General features: G+C 57.9%; 11 protein-coding genes, 2 tRNA genes and 3 rRNA genes. 8 read left to right on the top strand and 8 right to left on the bottom strand.

Annotated features, from left to right (window positions below; genetic code table 11):
• The first annotated feature begins 355 nt into the window (after window positions 1–355).
• Genes C7A17_RS11580 through flhA form a run of 7 tightly spaced genes read left to right on the top strand, consistent with a single transcriptional unit; the run spans window position 356 to window position 6,626 of the window.
• Entirely contained in the window at window positions 356–1,195 is an 840-nt protein-coding gene (locus C7A17_RS11580; RefSeq protein WP_106738174.1) for a FliM/FliN family flagellar motor switch protein, read from the top strand.
• Window positions 1,192–1,563, top strand: coding sequence for a flagellar motor switch protein FliN (gene fliN, locus C7A17_RS11575; RefSeq protein WP_106738173.1), 372 nt, complete (start codon window positions 1,192–1,194; stop codon window positions 1,561–1,563). Before C7A17_RS11580 ends, fliN begins: the two co-directional genes overlap by 4 nt.
• Entirely contained in the window at window positions 1,560–2,315 is a 756-nt protein-coding gene (gene fliP, locus C7A17_RS11570) for a flagellar type III secretion system pore protein FliP (protein ID WP_106738172.1), read from the top strand. Before fliN ends, fliP begins: the two co-directional genes overlap by 4 nt.
• Window positions 2,316–2,328: 13 nt before the next feature.
• Window positions 2,329–2,601 (top strand): flagellar biosynthetic protein FliQ, encoded by a 273-nt coding sequence (locus C7A17_RS11565; protein WP_106738171.1) that lies wholly within the window; start codon window positions 2,329–2,331, stop codon window positions 2,599–2,601.
• A 4-nt stretch (window positions 2,602–2,605) separates the two neighbouring features.
• On the top strand, window positions 2,606–3,400 hold the full coding sequence (gene fliR / locus C7A17_RS11560; RefSeq protein WP_106738170.1) for a flagellar biosynthetic protein FliR: 795 nt from the start codon (window positions 2,606–2,608) through the stop codon (window positions 3,398–3,400).
• Complete coding sequence (gene flhB / locus C7A17_RS11555; protein ID WP_106738169.1) at window positions 3,393–4,526, top strand: flagellar biosynthesis protein FlhB; 1,134 nt, start codon at window positions 3,393–3,395, stop codon at window positions 4,524–4,526. Before fliR ends, flhB begins: the two co-directional genes overlap by 8 nt.
• Before the next feature lie 3 nt (window positions 4,527–4,529).
• Window positions 4,530–6,626 carry a flagellar biosynthesis protein FlhA gene (flhA, locus tag C7A17_RS11550; protein ID WP_106738168.1) on the top strand — a complete coding sequence of 699 codons (2,097 nt, stop codon included), beginning with the start codon at window positions 4,530–4,532 and terminating at the stop codon, window positions 6,624–6,626.
• A gap of 54 nt (window positions 6,627–6,680) precedes the next feature.
• Here flhA and C7A17_RS11545 read toward each other — a convergent pair whose 3' ends face one another.
• From C7A17_RS11545 to C7A17_RS11510, 8 genes are all read right to left on the bottom strand, one after another.
• Window positions 6,681–7,022 carry a PilZ domain-containing protein gene (locus C7A17_RS11545; protein ID WP_106738167.1) on the bottom strand — a complete coding sequence of 114 codons (342 nt, stop codon included), beginning with the start codon at window positions 7,020–7,022 and terminating at the stop codon, window positions 6,681–6,683.
• 512 nt (window positions 7,023–7,534) lie between these two features.
• Window positions 7,535–7,650, bottom strand: a 5S ribosomal RNA gene (gene rrf, locus C7A17_RS11540).
• Between the two features lie 141 nt (window positions 7,651–7,791).
• Window positions 7,792–10,686: ribosomal RNA gene (locus C7A17_RS11535) — 23S ribosomal RNA — on the bottom strand.
• Between the two features lie 253 nt (window positions 10,687–10,939).
• A tRNA-Ala gene (locus C7A17_RS11530) sits at window positions 10,940–11,015 on the bottom strand.
• 20 nt (window positions 11,016–11,035) lie between these two features.
• Window positions 11,036–11,112, bottom strand: a tRNA-Ile gene (locus C7A17_RS11525).
• 85 nt (window positions 11,113–11,197) lie between these two features.
• Window positions 11,198–12,734: ribosomal RNA gene (locus tag C7A17_RS11520) — 16S ribosomal RNA — on the bottom strand.
• Together the 16S, 23S and 5S rRNA genes with 2 tRNA genes alongside form the textbook arrangement of a ribosomal RNA operon.
• Window positions 12,735–13,256: 522 nt before the next feature.
• Window positions 13,257–14,480: a CaiB/BaiF CoA transferase family protein gene (locus C7A17_RS11515; protein WP_106738166.1), complete on the bottom strand. Its 1,224-nt coding sequence runs from the start codon at window positions 14,478–14,480 to the stop codon at window positions 13,257–13,259.
• A 58-nt stretch (window positions 14,481–14,538) separates the two neighbouring features.
• Window positions 14,539–15,717: an acyl-CoA dehydrogenase gene (locus C7A17_RS11510; protein ID WP_106738165.1), complete on the bottom strand. Its 1,179-nt coding sequence runs from the start codon at window positions 15,715–15,717 to the stop codon at window positions 14,539–14,541.
• A gap of 180 nt (window positions 15,718–15,897) precedes the next feature.
• Between C7A17_RS11510 and C7A17_RS11505 the strand changes: the two genes are divergently transcribed.
• A complete protein-coding gene (locus C7A17_RS11505) occupies window positions 15,898–16,794 on the top strand; it encodes a LysR substrate-binding domain-containing protein (protein WP_106738164.1) in 897 nt (298 codons plus the stop codon).
• Window positions 16,795–16,822 lie beyond the last annotated feature (28 nt).

Below are 16,822 nucleotides of genomic sequence, written 5' to 3'. Positions count from 1 at the left end.
TTGTCAGTCAATACGGCGGTGATCGAATGCGTGCTTCATATAGTTGCGATGGATCACGCCGCGAACGTTAACAAGCGCACAGAATTCCGCCGAATTACTTAGCGTTAATTGCTATCAATGCTAGCCAGCCGCTATCAAAAACAGCATTTGATATCTATTGATTTAATTTCCCGCCCCCTCGCCCCCTAGACTCCCCCTCGTCATCACTGGCCTGCAGCGCTGCGCCGGGATGCTTTCTTGGCGCCATGGCCGTCTTCTCTCACAGCGGCCCGTCGGCATCTTTCAAGTCGCCTGCAACGTCCGCCAGCTCCACTGCGGCGCCCGTGCAGTTACAACCAGGAATACAGCCCACAACATGACTGGCATTAAAAAAGTCCATCATGGCGTGCCCGCCGACAGTCTGACCCGGTTGAAACCGCAGAAACTTGGCCGGCATTACCACAAGATTCCGCACTACATTCGCGAGCTCTCCAACAAGTACCCGCGAATCATCAGCGACTACTTTCTGCGCAACTACCGAATCAATCTCGAGTTGCTCAAGGTCGATGTACACGAACAGGTGCAGCAGGAAGCCGAATGCGTCTATCGCTCGCCATTCGGCAAGGTCGGTTTTTCCATGGATCGCTCGCTGCTGACCGAAGCACTCGAGTGCTACTACGGCGGTACTTGCCTGCCGAACCACGAAGCGCCACCGATCAGCACCTCAGAACAACGCATGCGCAACCGCCTGGGAGTGGACGTCACTCAGCTGTTCGCCCGCTCGATTCTCGCCGGCAGCACCTTCGGCAAGCTGGAACCACATGACAACGCCTATGACGAGGCGGTCTGGGAGTACGTGGCCGAATTCCATTTCACCAGCCACATCACCGGTAGCCAGGCCTCGATCTTCATCTACCTGGATACGCAACTGGTCGATGAGCTGACCAGCCGCCTGACCAGCCCACCGCCCAGCACGCCAGTCGGCAGTTCGCTGAATCAGATCCGCCAGCTTCCGGTGCGCCTGGACTGTGTGGTCGCCAGTTTGCAGATGCCGCTGTCGCAGGTGCTCGCCCTGCGTCCCGGCGACATCCTCAGCATGCGCCTGACGGAGCGCTGCGACGTGCAGATCAACCAGCAGAAGCTGTTTCGCGGCGTCATCTTCGAAGAAGAAGGCTCCCTGTTTCTGACATCTCTAGAGAGCGTGAAGACCCCATGAGCAGCTCCATTTCCGATAACGATTTCGACAGCCTGATCAACGATGCCGGTCTTTCCAGCGATGAACCGCTGAGCGAGTCGGTGATCAGCGAAGCACCCATGGCGCAACCGCATCAGGATCTGAGCTTCTTCGGCAAGATTCCGGTCAACGTCACCCTGGAAGTCGCCTCCACCGAGATATCCCTCAAGGAACTGATGGACGTCGATTCCGGCAGCGTGATCGTGCTCGACAAGCTGGCCGGCGAGCCGCTGGACGTGAAGGTCAACGGCGCCCTGTTCGCCAAGGCCGAGGTGGTGGTGATGAACGGCAACTACGGCCTGCGCATCGTCGAGCTGTCCGGCACCGGCCTCAGCGGAATCGGCGCATGACCCTGCGCCGCCTGCTGCACACGGCCCTGCTGCTGGCGGCGCTGTGCTGTCCGCTGCTGGCCCAGGCGGCTGGCGGCGACATCACCCTGTTCAACTTCAACGACACCGAAGACGGCCAGACCCTCAGCGTCAAACTGCAGATTCTGCTGATGATGACCCTGCTGGGCTTTCTCCCGGCCATGTTGATGATGATGACCTGCTTCACCCGCTTCATCATCGTGCTGGCCATCCTGCGCCAGGCCATCGGCCTGCAGCAGAGCCCGCCCAACCCGATCCTCATCGGCATTGCCCTGTGCCTCACCCTGCTGGTGATGCGCCCGGTCTGGCAGGAGCTCTATACCCAGGCCTACGTGCCGTTCGAAGCGGATCAGATCAGCCTCGAACAGGGCCTCGGCGAGGGCAAGCGCATCATCAGCCAGTTCATGCTCGCGCAGACCAGCAAGAACTCGCTGGAGACCATGGTCACCCTGGCCGGCGAGGAGATGCCTGACGATCTGGCCAAGCTGGACTTCTCCCTGCTGCTGCCGGCCTTCGTGCTCAGTGAGCTGAAGACCGCCTTCCAGCTCGGCTTCATGATCTTCGTGCCGTTCTTGGTGATCGACCTGGTGGTGGCCAGCGTGCTGATGGCGATGGGCATGATGATGCTGTCGCCGATGATGATCTCGCTGCCGTTCAAGCTGATGGTGTTCGTGCTGGTGGACGGCTGGACACTGCTGGTCGGCACCCTCACCACCAGTATCCAGCCGTATTAGCGAGGCCTTCGCGATGCTCACGCCCGAACACGCCGCCGAGCTGGTGGCCCATGCTGTCTACGTCACCGGCATCATCGTTTGCGTGCTGGTGGTGCCGAGCCTGCTCGGTGGCTTGCTGGTGAGCATCTTCCAGGCCGCCACGCAGATCAACGAGCAGATGCTCAGCTTCCTGCCGCGCCTGCTGATCACCCTGGGCATGCTGATCTTCGCCGGCCACTGGATTCTGCGCACGCTCAGCGACCTGTTCATCGAGACCTTCCGGCAGGCCGGGCACCTGGTGGGTTGACCCTATGCCCGAGCCGCTGTTTGACGCCACCCGCTACCTTGCCAGCCTGCAGGTCTACTGGTGGCCGTTCTGTCGCATCCTCGCACTGTTCAGCATGGCGCCACTGTTCAACCACCGCGCGGTGTCGGTGCGGGTGCGCATCCTGCTCGCCCTGGCGCTGACCATCGCCCTCGGCGCAGCCCTGCCGGACATGCCGGAGATCGATCCACTGTCGCTCAAGGGCCTGCTCACCGCACTCGAACAGGTGGCCTTCGGCGTACTGCTGGGGCTCACCCTGCAGCTGGTGTTCACCATATTCATGCTGGTCGGCGAGGTGATCTCGACGCAGATGGGCATGAGCATGGCGCGCTACAACGACCCGGTGAACGGCGTCTCCTCGTCGTCGATCCTCTATCAGCTGTACTTCATCCTGCTGGCGTTGATGTTCTTCGCCATCGACGGCCATCTGGTCACCGTCAGCGTGCTGTATCAGAGCTTCCTGTTCTGGCCAGTCGGCAGTGGCCTGCATTACGTCGGCGCGGAAAGCTTCGTCCATGCCTTCGCCTGGGTACTGGCCGCCGCCGTGCTAGTCACCCTGCCCGTGGTGTTCTGCCTGACCCTGGTGCAGTTCTGCTTTGGCCTGCTCAACCGCATTTCACCAGCGATGAACCTGTTCTCCCTGGGCTTCCCCATCAGCATTCTCATGGGCCTGCTGTGCGTTTATCTGACCCTTCCGGATCTACCGGAGAGCTACCTGCGCCTGACGCGCGACCTGCTCAACGGCATCGGTGTGATCCTGCGGGAGGGCCAGAATGTCTGAGCAGAACAGCGCCCAGGAAAAGACCGAAGAGGCCTCTGCGCACAAGCTCAAGAAGAGCAAGGACGATGGCCAGGTCGCACGCTCGAAGGATCTGTCGACCACCATTTCGCTGCTCGCCACGCTGTTCATCCTCAAGTACAGCGCCGGGCTGTTCCTGGAAGGCCTGAACGACAGCTTCCGCCTGTCCTACATTCAGTTCGGCCACAGCGAAATCGGCCTGGACGACCTCGACACCCTGCTCGGCTACAACATGCTGGTGTTCATCAAATTGCTGGCGCCACTGCTGCTGACCTCGGTGCTGGTGGTGGTGCTGTCACTGATTCCCGGTGGCTGGGTGTTCTCCTCGAAGAACTTCAGCCCCAAGCTGAGCAAGCTCAATCCCATCACCGGAATCGGGCGCATCTTTTCCGCACAGAACTGGAGCGAACTGCTCAAGTCGATCCTCAAGGTCGTGGTACTGCTCGGCGCCGGCTACTTCCTGGTGCGCTCGGCCCTACCCGATCTGATCGCCCTGCAGCGCAGCAGCGTGCTCGAAGCCATCGCCAGTGCGCTGAACCTGATGTTCGACCTCACCCTGATCCTGCTGCTGATCTTCGTGGTGTTCTCCTTCATCGACATTCCACTGCAGCGCTTCTTCTTCCTCAAGAAAATGCGCATGACCAAGCAGGAGCGCAAGGAGGAGCACAAGAACCAAGAAGGCCGCCCCGAGGTCAAGGCGCGCATCAAGCAGCTGCAGCGGCAGATGCTGCAACGACAGATCAGCAAGGTGATCAAGAATGCCGACGTGGTCATCGTCAACCCGGTGCACTTCGCCGTGGCGCTGAAGTACGACCCGAAGAAGGCCCAGGCACCGTTCGTGCTGGCCAAGGGTGTCGACGAGACCGCGTTGTACATGAAGCAGATGGCAGCCAAGCATGACCTCGAAGTGGTGGAAGCACCGCCACTGGCTCGCGCCATTTACTTCACCACCCAGGTCAACCAGCAGATACCGGCACCGCTCTATACCGCGGTGGCTCACGTGCTGACCTACATCCTGCAGCTCAAGGCCTGGCGCCAGGGCCGCAGAAGCAAGCCACAACTGGCGAGCAACCTCCCGATTCCCGAAAGCTTGGCCAACAGGGGCTGATTCATGAACCTATTGCAGCAACTCGCGCCCACCTTCCGCAGCGGTCGTATCGGCATCCCGATCCTGATCCTCTCGGTGCTGGCGATGGTCATCCTGCCGCTGCCGCCGTTGGTGCTGGACATCCTCTTCACCTTCAACATCAGCCTGGCGGTGCTGATCCTGCTGGTCAGCATCTCGGCCAAGAGCCCGCTGGACTTCTCCCTGTTTCCCACGGTGATCCTCATCACCACCCTGCTGCGCCTGTGCCTGAACGTCGCCTCGACCCGCGTTGTACTGCTCGAAGGCCATACCGGCACCGGGGCCGCAGGCAAGGTGATCGAGGCCTTCGGTGAGGTAGTCATCGGCGGCAACTTCATCGTCGGCATGGTGGTGTTCGTGATCCTTATGATCGTCAACTTCATCGTCATCACCAAAGGCGGCGAGCGCATCTCCGAGGTCAGCGCACGCTTTACCCTGGACGCCCTGCCCGGCAAGCAGATGGCCATCGACGCCGACCTCAACGCCGGCCTGATCGGCCCCGAGGAAGCCAAGCAGCGCCGCCAGGAAGTGGCCAAGGAAGCCGACTTCTACGGAGCCATGGACGGCGCCTCGAAGTTCGTCCGCGGCGATGCCGTCGCCGGCATCCTGATCCTGCTGGTGAGCATGTTCGGCGGCTTCGCTATCGGTGTGTTCGCTCACGACATGAGTGCTGGCGATGCCTTCCGTCAGTACGCCCTGCTGACCATCGGCGACGGCCTGGTCGCGCAGATTCCCGCCCTGCTTCTGGCGACTGCCGCAGCGATCATCGTCACCCGGGTCAACGAGTCAGCCGAGATCACCCAGCAGGTGCACCGGCAGATGCTCGGCTCGCCTTCGTTGCTCTACACCGTTGCCGGCATCCTGGTGGTGCTCGCGCTGGTGCCAGGCATGCCGCACCTGGCCTTCACCAGCTTTGCAGCCCTCGCTGCGCTGATCGGCTGGGCCGTCTCACGCAACGCGCCACCGGACGAAGCCGCCAGCCTGGAACAGGTGCAGGCACTGGGCAAGGCAATGGAACAGGAGCGCGTGCAGAACCTGGCCTGGGAAGACATCCCACTGGTCGAGCGCCTCTCGGTATCGCTTGGCTACAAGCTGGTCGGCCTGGTCAACGAAGCCGCCGGCGCTCCTCTGACCCAACGCGTACGTGGTGTACGCCAGACCTTGTCGGAGAGCCTGGGCTTTCTCCTGCCAGAAGTGCACATCCGCGACAGCCTGCGCCTGAAGGCATCGCAGTACAGCATTCATATCAATGGCGAGAAGATCGATGGCGCTGAACTGCATGCTGATCGCATGATGGCCATCCCCTCGCCGGAACTGTATGGCGAGATCGACGGCATTCTCGGTGTCGACCCGGCGTATCGCATGCAGGTAGTGTGGATTCAGCCCGAAGACAAATCGCGCGCGCTCAACCTCGGCTACCAGGTCATCGACTGTGCCAGTGTCATCGCCACGCACCTGAACAAGGTCATTCGCGAACACCTGCCTGACGTATTCAAGCACGATGACGTCGACCACCTGATGCAACGCCTGCAGGTACAGGCACCGAAGTTGGCGGAAAGCCTGAAGAACCAGCTCAGCTACACCCAACAGCACCGAGTCTACCGACAACTGCTGCAAGAGCAGGTGCCGCTGAAGGATATCGTGACCATTGCCACCACCCTGCTTGAAGCTGGCGAGTCGACCAAGGATCCGGTGTTGCTGGCCTCCGACGTGCGCTATGCCCTGCGCCGCAGCATCGTTGGCATGATCGCTGGGGAGCGCCAGGAGCTCTCCGTGTTCATCCTCGAGAATGCGCTGGAGAACACGTTGCTCAATGCCCTGGCCATCGCTCAGCAGGCTGGCCCGGTAAGCCTGGACAACATTCCGGTCGAGCCCAGCTTGCTCAACCAGTTGCAGAACACCATGCCAGTGGTGAAGGAGAAGCTGCGCAAGGATGGCCACCCGCCAATCCTCACCGTCATGCCGCAGCTGCGTCCGCTGCTGGCACGCTATGCACGGGTATTCAGTCCCGGCCTGCACGTACTGTCGCAGAACGAGATTCCCGACCGGGTCGGAGTGAATATCCTCGGCACGTTGGGCTAAACCCCACGGGGCTCTCCGCAAGCTTTTGACGAAGGCGCCTGATCGGCGCCTTTTTCATGCCTGCGTCTTACGCCTGTTGCGCATGCCCTCGACCAGCTCCACGTACTGCGACGACTCGCCAAGCAGAGACAGCCCTGCTTCAAAGAAGCCTGTACGGATGTTCTCCTGCGACCACTGACAGGCCATGTCCACATCGACCTGGCGCATTTCTCCTTCACGGTCGCGCATCCGTATACGCAGCTTGAGCTCGCTACCGGGTTCGACGAGCGTGTCGCCGAGCAACTTCATCCCGCATTCGGACAGATCACCGGCATAACCGATCAACGTGTCGCTCTCACGGTCGCTGATCTTGATACGAAAGGTGGAACGGAAAGTGATACGACTCGATTGACGCATAAGAGAATGCCTTGGTGCTCGCTACGCCTGAGTGGGATCGCAAGGATCAGGACTTATCAATCGCTGTCATCGAAGCAGATGACAACGCCCTGACAAGCTGTGATTCATCAAAGCAAGGCGACAGGATTCAATCAGCCGTTAAATCTCAAGGCGCAAATGCTTTGTGATCTATCCCATCGCCAGCGAACCCTGCGGCAACTGACTCCATCCCCAACGCCCAAAGGCCACCTGACGGTGGCCTTTTCGTTGCGGCACGATCCCCGTAGGGTGCGCCGCGCACAGCGGCCTGTCGGCGTGATTGGCGGTGCGCGCAGCGCACCGGTGCGACCGGTTTTCCTTGCCGCAAAGAAGAAACCCCAGACCGCTAGGCGATCTGGGGTTTCGTATAGGAGCTTGAGGATGATCCGGCCGGCGCTCCGGCGGCCGGCGCTCCGGGACTCTCACCGCCACGCGCTTTTGCGCACATAGAAGAACGCCCTGACCAGTTACCTGATCAGGGCGTTCGTATAGGAGCTTGACGATGACCTACTCTCACATGGTGAAGCACCACACTACCATCGGCGATGCGTCGTTTCACTACTGAGTTCGGGATGGGATCAGGTGGTTCCAACGCTCTATGGTCGTCAAGCAATTTGTTGCTGTCTCGGGTTTAACCGTTACAGCGAATTGGGTATGTGATTCGTAATTTGTAGTTCTTGCAAACTTTCGGCTTTCTGTCGACTTCACCATCGACACCCTCTGCTTTGAGGGCAGATTGTTTGGGTGTTATATGGTCAAGCCTCACGGGCAATTAGTATTGGTTAGCTCAACGCCTCACAGCGCTTACACACCCAACCTATCAACGTCGTAGTCTTCGACGGCCCTTTAGGGAGCTCAAGGCTCCAGTGAGATCTCATCTTGAGGCAAGTTTCCCGCTTAGATGCTTTCAGCGGTTATCTTTTCCGAACATAGCTACCCGGCAATGCCACTGGCGTGACAACCGGAACACCAGAGGTTCGTCCAACCCGGTCCTCTCGTACTAAGGTCAGCCCCTCTCAAATCTCAAACGTCCACGGCAGATAGGGACCGAACTGTCTCACGACGTTCTAAACCCAGCTCGCGTACCACTTTAAATGGCGAACAGCCATACCCTTGGGACCGGCTTCAGCCCCAGGATGTGATGAGCCGACATCGAGGTGCCAAACACCGCCGTCGATATGAACTCTTGGGCGGTATCAGCCTGTTATCCCCGGAGTACCTTTTATCCGTTGAGCGATGGCCCTTCCATACAGAACCACCGGATCACTAAGACCTACTTTCGTACCTGCTCGACGTGTCTGTCTCGCAGTCAAGCGCGCTTTTGCCTTTATACTCTACGACCGATTTCCGACCGGTCTGAGCGCACCTTCGTACTCCTCCGTTACTCTTTGGGAGGAGACCGCCCCAGTCAAACTACCCACCATACACTGTCCTCGATCCGGATAACGGACCAGAGTTAGAACCTCAAGGTTGCCAGGGTGGTATTTCAAGGATGGCTCCATGAGAACTGGCGTCCCCACTTCAAAGCCTCCCACCTATCCTACACAAGCAAGCTCAAAGTCCAGTGCAAAGCTATAGTAAAGGTTCACGGGGTCTTTCCGTCTAGCCGCGGATACACTGCATCTTCACAGCGATTTCAATTTCACTGAGTCTCGGGTGGAGACAGCGCCGCCATCGTTACGCCATTCGTGCAGGTCGGAACTTACCCGACAAGGAATTTCGCTACCTTAGGACCGTTATAGTTACGGCCGCCGTTTACCGGGGCTTCGATCAAGAGCTTCGCTTGCGCTAACCCCATCAATTAACCTTCCGGCACCGGGCAGGCGTCACACCCTATACGTCCACTTTCGTGTTTGCAGAGTGCTGTGTTTTTAATAAACAGTCGCAGCGGCCTGGTATCTTCGACCGGCATGGGCTTACGTAGTAAATACTTCACCCTCACCGGCGCACCTTCTCCCGAAGTTACGGTGCCATTTTGCCTAGTTCCTTCACCCGAGTTCTCTCAAGCGCCTTGGTATTCTCTACCTAACCACCTGTGTCGGTTTGGGGTACGGTTCCTAGTTACCTGAAGCTTAGAAGCTTTTCCTGGAAGCATGGCATCAACCACTTCGCATTCTAAAAGAACGCTCGTCATCAGCTCTCGGCCTTAAGATCCCGGATTTACCTAAGATCTCAGCCTACCACCTTAAACACGGACAACCAACGCCGTGCTGGCCTAGCCTTCTCCGTCCCTCCATCGCAGTAACTAGAAGTACGGGAATATTAACCCGTTTCCCATCGACTACGCATTTCTGCCTCGCCTTAGGGGCCGACTAACCCTGCGTCGATTAACGTTGCGCAGGAAACCTTGGTCTTTCGGCGTGCGAGTTTTTCACTCGCATTGTCGTTACTCATGTCAGCATTCGCACTTCTGATACCTCCAGCAAGCTTCTCAACTCACCTTCACAGGCTTACAGAACGCTCCTCTACCGCTCATCCAAAGGATGAACCCGTAGCTTCGGTGTATGGTTTGAGCCCCGTTACATCTTCCGCGCAGGCCGACTCGACTAGTGAGCTATTACGCTTTCTTTAAAGGGTGGCTGCTTCTAAGCCAACCTCCTAGCTGTCTAAGCCTTCCCACATCGTTTCCCACTTAACCATAACTTTGGGACCTTAGCTGACGGTCTGGGTTGTTTCCCTTTTCACGACGGACGTTAGCACCCGCCGTGTGTCTCCCGTGCTGACACTTGCTGGTATTCGGAGTTTGCATCGGTTTGGTAAGTCGGGATGACCCCCTAGCCGAAACAGTGCTCTACCCCCAGCAGTGATACACGAGGCGCTACCTAAATAGCTTTCGAGGAGAACCAGCTATCTCCGAGCTTGATTAGCCTTTCACTCCGATCCACAGGTCATCCGCTAACTTTTCAACGGTAGTCGGTTCGGTCCTCCAGTCAGTGTTACCTAACCTTCAACCTGCCCATGGATAGATCGCCCGGTTTCGGGTCTATACCCAGCGACTAAAGCGCCCTATTAAGACTCGCTTTCGCTACGCCTCCCCTATTCGGTTAAGCTCGCCACTGAATATAAGTCGCTGACCCATTATACAAAAGGTACGCAGTCACCCAACAAAGTAGGCTCCCACTGCTTGTACGCATACGGTTTCAGGTTCTATTTCACTCCCCTCTCCGGGGTTCTTTTCGCCTTTCCCTCACGGTACTGGTTCACTATCGGTCAGTCAGTAGTATTTAGCCTTGGAGGATGGTCCCCCCATGTTCAGACAAAGTTTCTCGTGCTCCGTCCTACTCGATTTCATTGATAAGAGATTTTCGTGTACGGGGCTATCACCCACTACGGCGGAACTTTCCAGAACCTTCCACTAATCTCAAATCAACTTAAGGGCTAGTCCCCGTTCGCTCGCCACTACTTAGGGAATCTCGGTTGATTTCTATTCCTCAGGGTACTTAGATGTTTCAGTTCCCCTGGTTCGCCTCTTGCACCTATGGATTCAGTACAAGATAACCAGCTTATGCTGGCTGGGTTCCCCCATTCAGAGATCTCCGGGTCATAACGGTTGTTTGCCACCTAACCGGAGCTTATCGCAGGCTACCACGTCTTTCATCGCCTCTGACTGCCAAGGCATCCACCGTATGCGCTTCTTCACTTGACCATATAACCCCAAGCAATCTGGTTACTGTCTCAATCGTGAAGACGACATTCGCCGAAAATTTGCGTCTTGAGAACTACAAATTTTACCTTGACCAGATCAATTGCCAGTGAAAGCAATTAATCAGTCACTTCTATCACATACCCAAATTTTTAAAGAACGATGTTTCGACTGATCAAAAGACCAGAAATCAACACTCTTCTGCTTCTGCAGGAATGCTCATTTCTGAACTCTTACGCTACGATCAAACTGTAAGTGGTGGAGCCAAGCGGGATCGAACCGCTGACCTCCTGCGTGCAAGGCAGGCGCTCTCCCAGCTGAGCTATGGCCCCGTAAGCATCTGCACCTGAATTGGTAGGTCTGGGCAGATTTGAACTGCCGACCTCACCCTTATCAGGGGTGCGCTCTAACCAACTGAGCTACAGACCTATAACAGGGTCGCGTTACAGCATCGTCTTCTACAATGAATCAAGCAATTCGTGTGGGAGCTTATGAGAAAGCTGAAGTCTTCGATTAAGGAGGTGATCCAGCCGCAGGTTCCCCTACGGCTACCTTGTTACGACTTCACCCCAGTCATGAATCACTCCGTGGTAACCGTCCCCCCGAAGGTTAGACTAGCTACTTCTGGAGCAACCCACTCCCATGGTGTGACGGGCGGTGTGTACAAGGCCCGGGAACGTATTCACCGTGACATTCTGATTCACGATTACTAGCGATTCCGACTTCACGCAGTCGAGTTGCAGACTGCGATCCGGACTACGATCGGTTTTATGGGATTAGCTCCACCTCGCGGCTTGGCAACCCTTTGTACCGACCATTGTAGCACGTGTGTAGCCCTGGCCGTAAGGGCCATGATGACTTGACGTCATCCCCACCTTCCTCCGGTTTGTCACCGGCAGTCTCCTTAGAGTGCCCACCATAACGTGCTGGTAACTAAGGACAAGGGTTGCGCTCGTTACGGGACTTAACCCAACATCTCACGACACGAGCTGACGACAGCCATGCAGCACCTGTGTCTGAGTTCCCGAAGGCACCAATCCATCTCTGGAAAGTTCTCAGCATGTCAAGGCCAGGTAAGGTTCTTCGCGTTGCTTCGAATTAAACCACATGCTCCACCGCTTGTGCGGGCCCCCGTCAATTCATTTGAGTTTTAACCTTGCGGCCGTACTCCCCAGGCGGTCAACTTAATGCGTTAGCTGCGCCACTAAGTACTCAAGGTACCCAACGGCTAGTTGACATCGTTTACGGCGTGGACTACCAGGGTATCTAATCCTGTTTGCTCCCCACGCTTTCGCACCTCAGTGTCAGTATCAGTCCAGGTGGTCGCCTTCGCCACTGGTGTTCCTTCCTATATCTACGCATTTCACCGCTACACAGGAAATTCCACCACCCTCTACCGTACTCTAGCTCGCCAGTTTTGGATGCAGTTCCCAGGTTGAGCCCGGGGCTTTCACATCCAACTTAACGAACCACCTACGCGCGCTTTACGCCCAGTAATTCCGATTAACGCTTGCACCCTTCGTATTACCGCGGCTGCTGGCACGAAGTTAGCCGGTGCTTATTCTGTCGGTAACGTCAAAATTGCAGAGTATTAATCTACAACCCTTCCTCCCAACTTAAAGTGCTTTACAATCCGAAGACCTTCTTCACACACGCGGCATGGCTGGATCAGGCTTTCGCCCATTGTCCAATATTCCCCACTGCTGCCTCCCGTAGGAGTCTGGACCGTGTCTCAGTTCCAGTGTGACTGATCATCCTCTCAGACCAGTTACGGATCGTAGCCTTGGTGAGCCATTACCTCACCAACTAGCTAATCCGACCTAGGCTCATCTGATAGCGCAAGGCCCGAAGGTCCCCTGCTTTCTCCCGTAGGACGTATGCGGTATTAGCGCCCGTTTCCGGACGTTATCCCCCACTACCAGGCAGATTCCTAGGCATTACTCACCCGTCCGCCGCTAAATCAGAGAGCAAGCTCTCTTCATCCGCTCGACTTGCATGTGTTAGGCCTGCCGCCAGCGTTCAATCTGAGCCATGATCAAACTCTTCAGTTCAATACTGCTTGGGTTTTGAGAAAACCCTAAACTTGGCTCAGCAATCGCAAATAAACTCTCGAATTCACGAGTGTTACTTGTGATGCTGATAATCAGTCGACTATCAGTCTTACCTCACAAGCACCCACACGAATTGCTTGATTCAGTTGTTAAAGAACATTCGGTTAAGTCTTTCGCCTCAACCAAGGCCGCGCATTCTACAGCAGCCTCTCTATCTGTCAAGCTGTTTTTCGAATTTGTTTCCGGAGAAACTTCTTTCTACTCAACAACCTAGAGCAACCTCAGCTTCATCTCTTCCGCTTCGGTGAGGCGAGCATTCTACAGCACCTCGCCACTCCGTCAAGTTGTTTTTGAAGAAATTTTCTTTCTATCTCAACAACTTAGCGCTTCGCCGAACCTGGGTTCGTCTCAGCGAGGCGCGCATTCTACATGAGCGCGGCGCGCTGTAAACCCCCAGAAAGGCAAAAAATGCGCATATAGCTCAAGAGACCTTCCGCCTTCTTATACAGAGGGCGGAAATACTTAGACCACTCCACCCTCACGTAACGCAGAGACCTGCGCTTCACTCATGCCCAGTAGCCGCTCCAGCAAGGCCTCGGTGTGCTGCCCCAGCAGTGGCGGCGCTGAACGGTACGCCACCGGCGTAGCAGACAGGCGCAGCGGACTGGCGACCTGCGGTGTATGACTCCCCAGCGCATTGGGCAGATCAAGGCGCAGCCCCCGCGCCTGCACCTGAGGATCAGCGAACACCTGCTGCAGATCATTGATCGGCCCACAGGGCACCCCAGCCGTTTCCAGCAGCTCGATCCACTGAGCCGTGGTCTTGAACACCGTTGCCTGGCGCAACAGCGGGATCAGCTCGGCACGGTGCGCGACACGCGCCTTGTTGGTGGCGAAGCGCGCGTCATCGGCAAGGTGCGCAACACACGCGACCTCACAAAACTTACGAAACTGACCGTCGTTACCCACCGCAAGGATGAAGTTGCCATCGGCGCTGGGGAAATCCTGGTAGGGCACGATATTGGGGTGAGCATTACCCAGGCGCTTGGGTGATACACCTGTCGTCAGGTAGTTCATGGCCTGATTGGCCAGGCAGGCGACCTGCACATCGAGCAGCGCCACATCTATGTGCTGGCCGATACCAGACTGTTCACGCTGATTGAGCGCCGCCAGAACACCTACGGTGGCATAGAGCCCGGTGAGTATGTCGGTCAGCGCCACACCGACCTTCATCGGCCCTGCGCCCTCCTCACCGTCCGGACGCCCGGTCAGGCTCATCAAGCCACCCAACCCCTGAATCATGAAGTCGTAGCCGGCACGCTTGGCATAGGGCCCGGTCTGACCGAAACCGGTTATGGAGCAGTAGATCAACCTTGGGTTGATCGCCTTCAGCGACTCGTAGTCGAGCCCATAGGCCGCCAGGCCACCGACCTTGAAGTTCTCCAGCAGCACATCGCACTGCGCGACCAGCTCACGCACCAGGCGCTGACCTTCGGGCTGGGTGAAATCGAGGGTCAGCGACTGCTTGTTGCGATTGGCACTTTGGAAGTAAGCCGCCTCGCGCGAGTCGTTGCCCTCGGCATCCTTTATATAGGGAGGCCCCCAATGCCGGGTGTCATCGCCCGAGCCCGGTCGCTCCACCTTGATCACCTCGGCACCGAGGTCACCCAGGATCTGCCCCGCCCAGGGGCCGGCGAGGACGCGGGACAGGTCGAGCACACGGATATGGGAAAGGGCGCCAGGCATGGAGGTTCTCCGTAGGGTGCGCCACGCGCACCAGGGATCGAAAGAAAGGCGTGTGCCCTTAGAAGAAGGCCTGGATGCCGGTCTGGGCGCGGCCGAGGATCAGTGCATGCACGTCATGTGTGCCCTCGTAGGTGTTGACCACTTCGAGGTTGACCAGATGCCGGGCGATGCCGAACTCATCGCTGATGCCGTTGCCGCCCAGCATGTCGCGCGCCAGGCGGGCGATATCCAACGCCTTGCCGCAACTGTTGCGCTTCATGATCGAGGTGATTTCCACGGCAGCGGTGCCTTCGTCCTTCATCCGGCCGAGGCGCAGGCAGCCTTGCAGCGCCAGCGTGATCTCGGTCTGCATGTCGGCCAGTTTCTTCTGGATCAGCTGATTGGCCGCCAGCGGGCGACCAAACTGGTTGCGATCGAGTACGTACTGGCGCGCGGTGTGCCAGCAGAATTCGGCGGCGCCCAGCGCACCCCAGCTGATGCCGTAACGAGCGGAGTTCAGGCAAGTGAACGGACCACGCAGGCCACGTACATCCGGGAAGGCGTTCTCTTCAGGGCAGAACACATTGTCCATGACGATCTCGCCGGTGATCGACGCGCGCAGACCGACCTTGCCGTGAATCGCCGGAGCGGAGAGGCCTTCCCAGCCTTTTTCCAGGACGAAGCCGCGAATCTCGCCAGCGTCATCCTTGGCCCAGACCACGAAGACATCGGCGATCGGACTGTTGGTAATCCACATCTTGCTGCCGGTCAGGCGATAGCCGCCTTCGACCTTCTTGGCACGCGTGACCATGGCGCCGGGATCGGAACCATGGTTAGGCTCGGTCAGGCCGAAGCAGCCGATGTACTCACCGCTGGCCAGTTTGGGCAGGTACTTCTGCTTGGTCGCCTCATTGCCGAACTCATTGATCGGCACCATCACCAGGGACGACTGCACGCTCATCATCGAACGGTAACCGGAGTCGATGCGCTCCACTTCTCGCGCGATCAGGCCGTAGCACACGTAGTTCAGGCCGCTGCCACCGTAGGCTTCGGGGATGGTGGCGCCGAGCAGGCCGGTTTCGCCCATCTCGCGGAAGATCTTCGGATCGGTCTGCTCATGACGGAAGGCTTCCAGCACGCGGGGCGCCAGCTTGTCATCGGCGAACTGCTGGGCGCTGTCACGCACCATGCGCTCTTCTTCGGTCAGTTGCTGATCCAGCAGCAGCGGGTCGATCCAGTTGAAGCTTGCCTTGGCCATTACGAGAAACCTCGAAGCAGTGATGTGAGTGGTCGATCCAGCCGACCCGGAATGACATTCATCCTAGGCCGGCTTCAGGCGATGGACAAACGCAGATTTTGCACAGACCTGTGCTTTTTCCTCACTTCAAGCTAGCTTAACCAGCCATAAACACTACTGTTGAGTGAGGCTTTTGCATCAATGCGCCGCAAGATTCCCAGCACTGCTGCCCTCGTCGCCTTCGAATCGGCCGCACGCCATCAGAGCTTCACCAAGGCAGCCGACGAGCTGAACCTCACGCAGAGCGCGATCTGCCGGCAGATCGGCGGACTGGAGAGCTTTCTCAATGTGGAACTGTTCCGCCGATCACGGCGCGGCGTTGTGCTAACCGAGGCAGGAGTTGCCTACAGTCGCAAGGTCGCAGCGCAGCTCGATGCCGTGGAGCGCGACACCCTAGCCTTGATGGGCAATCAGGGCACGACCAGCATAGAACTGGCAGTGGTGCCGACCTTTGGCACTCAGTGGCTGCTCCCCCGCCTGCGCGCCTTTCAGCGCCTGCACCCGGAAGTGACGGTGCACCTGACCAACCGCACACGCCCGTTCCTGTTCGCCGACACCCACTTCGATGCCGCCATCTATTACGGCGATGCCGAATGGTCAGGCACCGAAGCGCACTTTCTGATGCACGAACACCTGCTGCCGGTTTGCAGCCCAGCATTGCTAGGCGACACCCCGGTGACAGTCGAGCAAATCGCCGCTCTGCCACTGCTGCAGCAAACCACCCGCCCCTACGCCTGGCGCCAGTGGTTCGCCGCCCAGGGCATGAACGTCGCCCGAGACATGACAGGCCCTCGCCTGGAACTGTTCTCCATGCTGGCCCAGGCAGCGAGGCACGAAATGGGCATCGCCCTGATCCCGCCCTTCCTGATCCAGCGTGAACTGGACGAGGGCAGCCTGGTGGTCGCCCTCGACCTCGCCGTGTCGAACAATGACCGCGCCTATTACTTGATGGTGCCGGAGCGCAAGGCCGAATCGGCAGCACTGAAGGCTTTTCGAGACTGGCTATTAGGCGAAGCGCACGCTTACCAGCAGCGATGACCAACTCGCCTTCAGTGCCACCATAAAC

The sequence above is a fragment of the Pseudomonas mendocina genome (assembly GCF_003008615.1).
Lineage (GTDB): Bacteria > Pseudomonadota > Gammaproteobacteria > Pseudomonadales > Pseudomonadaceae > Aquipseudomonas > Aquipseudomonas mendocina_C.
Note: the sequence above shows the minus strand (reverse complement) of the source record. Positions and strands in the feature narration are given on the sequence as shown.

Bases quoted from the DNA above. Each gene is read 5' to 3' on its own strand.
- C7A17_RS11580 (WP_106738174.1), top strand. From the start codon at position 356: ATGACTGGCATTAAAAAAGTCCATCATGGCGTGCCCGCCGACAGTCTG.
- C7A17_RS11565 (WP_106738171.1), top strand. From the start codon at position 2,329: ATGCTCACGCCCGAACACGCCGCCGAGCTGGTGGCCCATGCTGTCTAC.
- C7A17_RS11505 (WP_106738164.1), top strand. From the start codon at position 15,898: ATGCGCCGCAAGATTCCCAGCACTGCTGCCCTCGTCGCCTTCGAATCG.
- C7A17_RS11515 (WP_106738166.1), bottom strand. From the start codon at position 14,480: ATGCCTGGCGCCCTTTCCCATATCCGTGTGCTCGACCTGTCCCGCGTC.
- flhB (WP_106738169.1), top strand. From the start codon at position 3,393: ATGTCTGAGCAGAACAGCGCCCAGGAAAAGACCGAAGAGGCCTCTGCG.
- C7A17_RS11510 (WP_106738165.1), bottom strand. From the start codon at position 15,717: ATGGCCAAGGCAAGCTTCAACTGGATCGACCCGCTGCTGCTGGATCAG.
- fliR (WP_106738170.1), top strand. From the start codon at position 2,606: ATGCCCGAGCCGCTGTTTGACGCCACCCGCTACCTTGCCAGCCTGCAG.
- fliP (WP_106738172.1), top strand. From the start codon at position 1,560: ATGACCCTGCGCCGCCTGCTGCACACGGCCCTGCTGCTGGCGGCGCTG.
- fliN (WP_106738173.1), top strand. From the start codon at position 1,192: ATGAGCAGCTCCATTTCCGATAACGATTTCGACAGCCTGATCAACGAT.
- C7A17_RS11545 (WP_106738167.1), bottom strand. From the start codon at position 7,022: ATGCGTCAATCGAGTCGTATCACTTTCCGTTCCACCTTTCGTATCAAG.
- flhA (WP_106738168.1), top strand. From the start codon at position 4,530: ATGAACCTATTGCAGCAACTCGCGCCCACCTTCCGCAGCGGTCGTATC.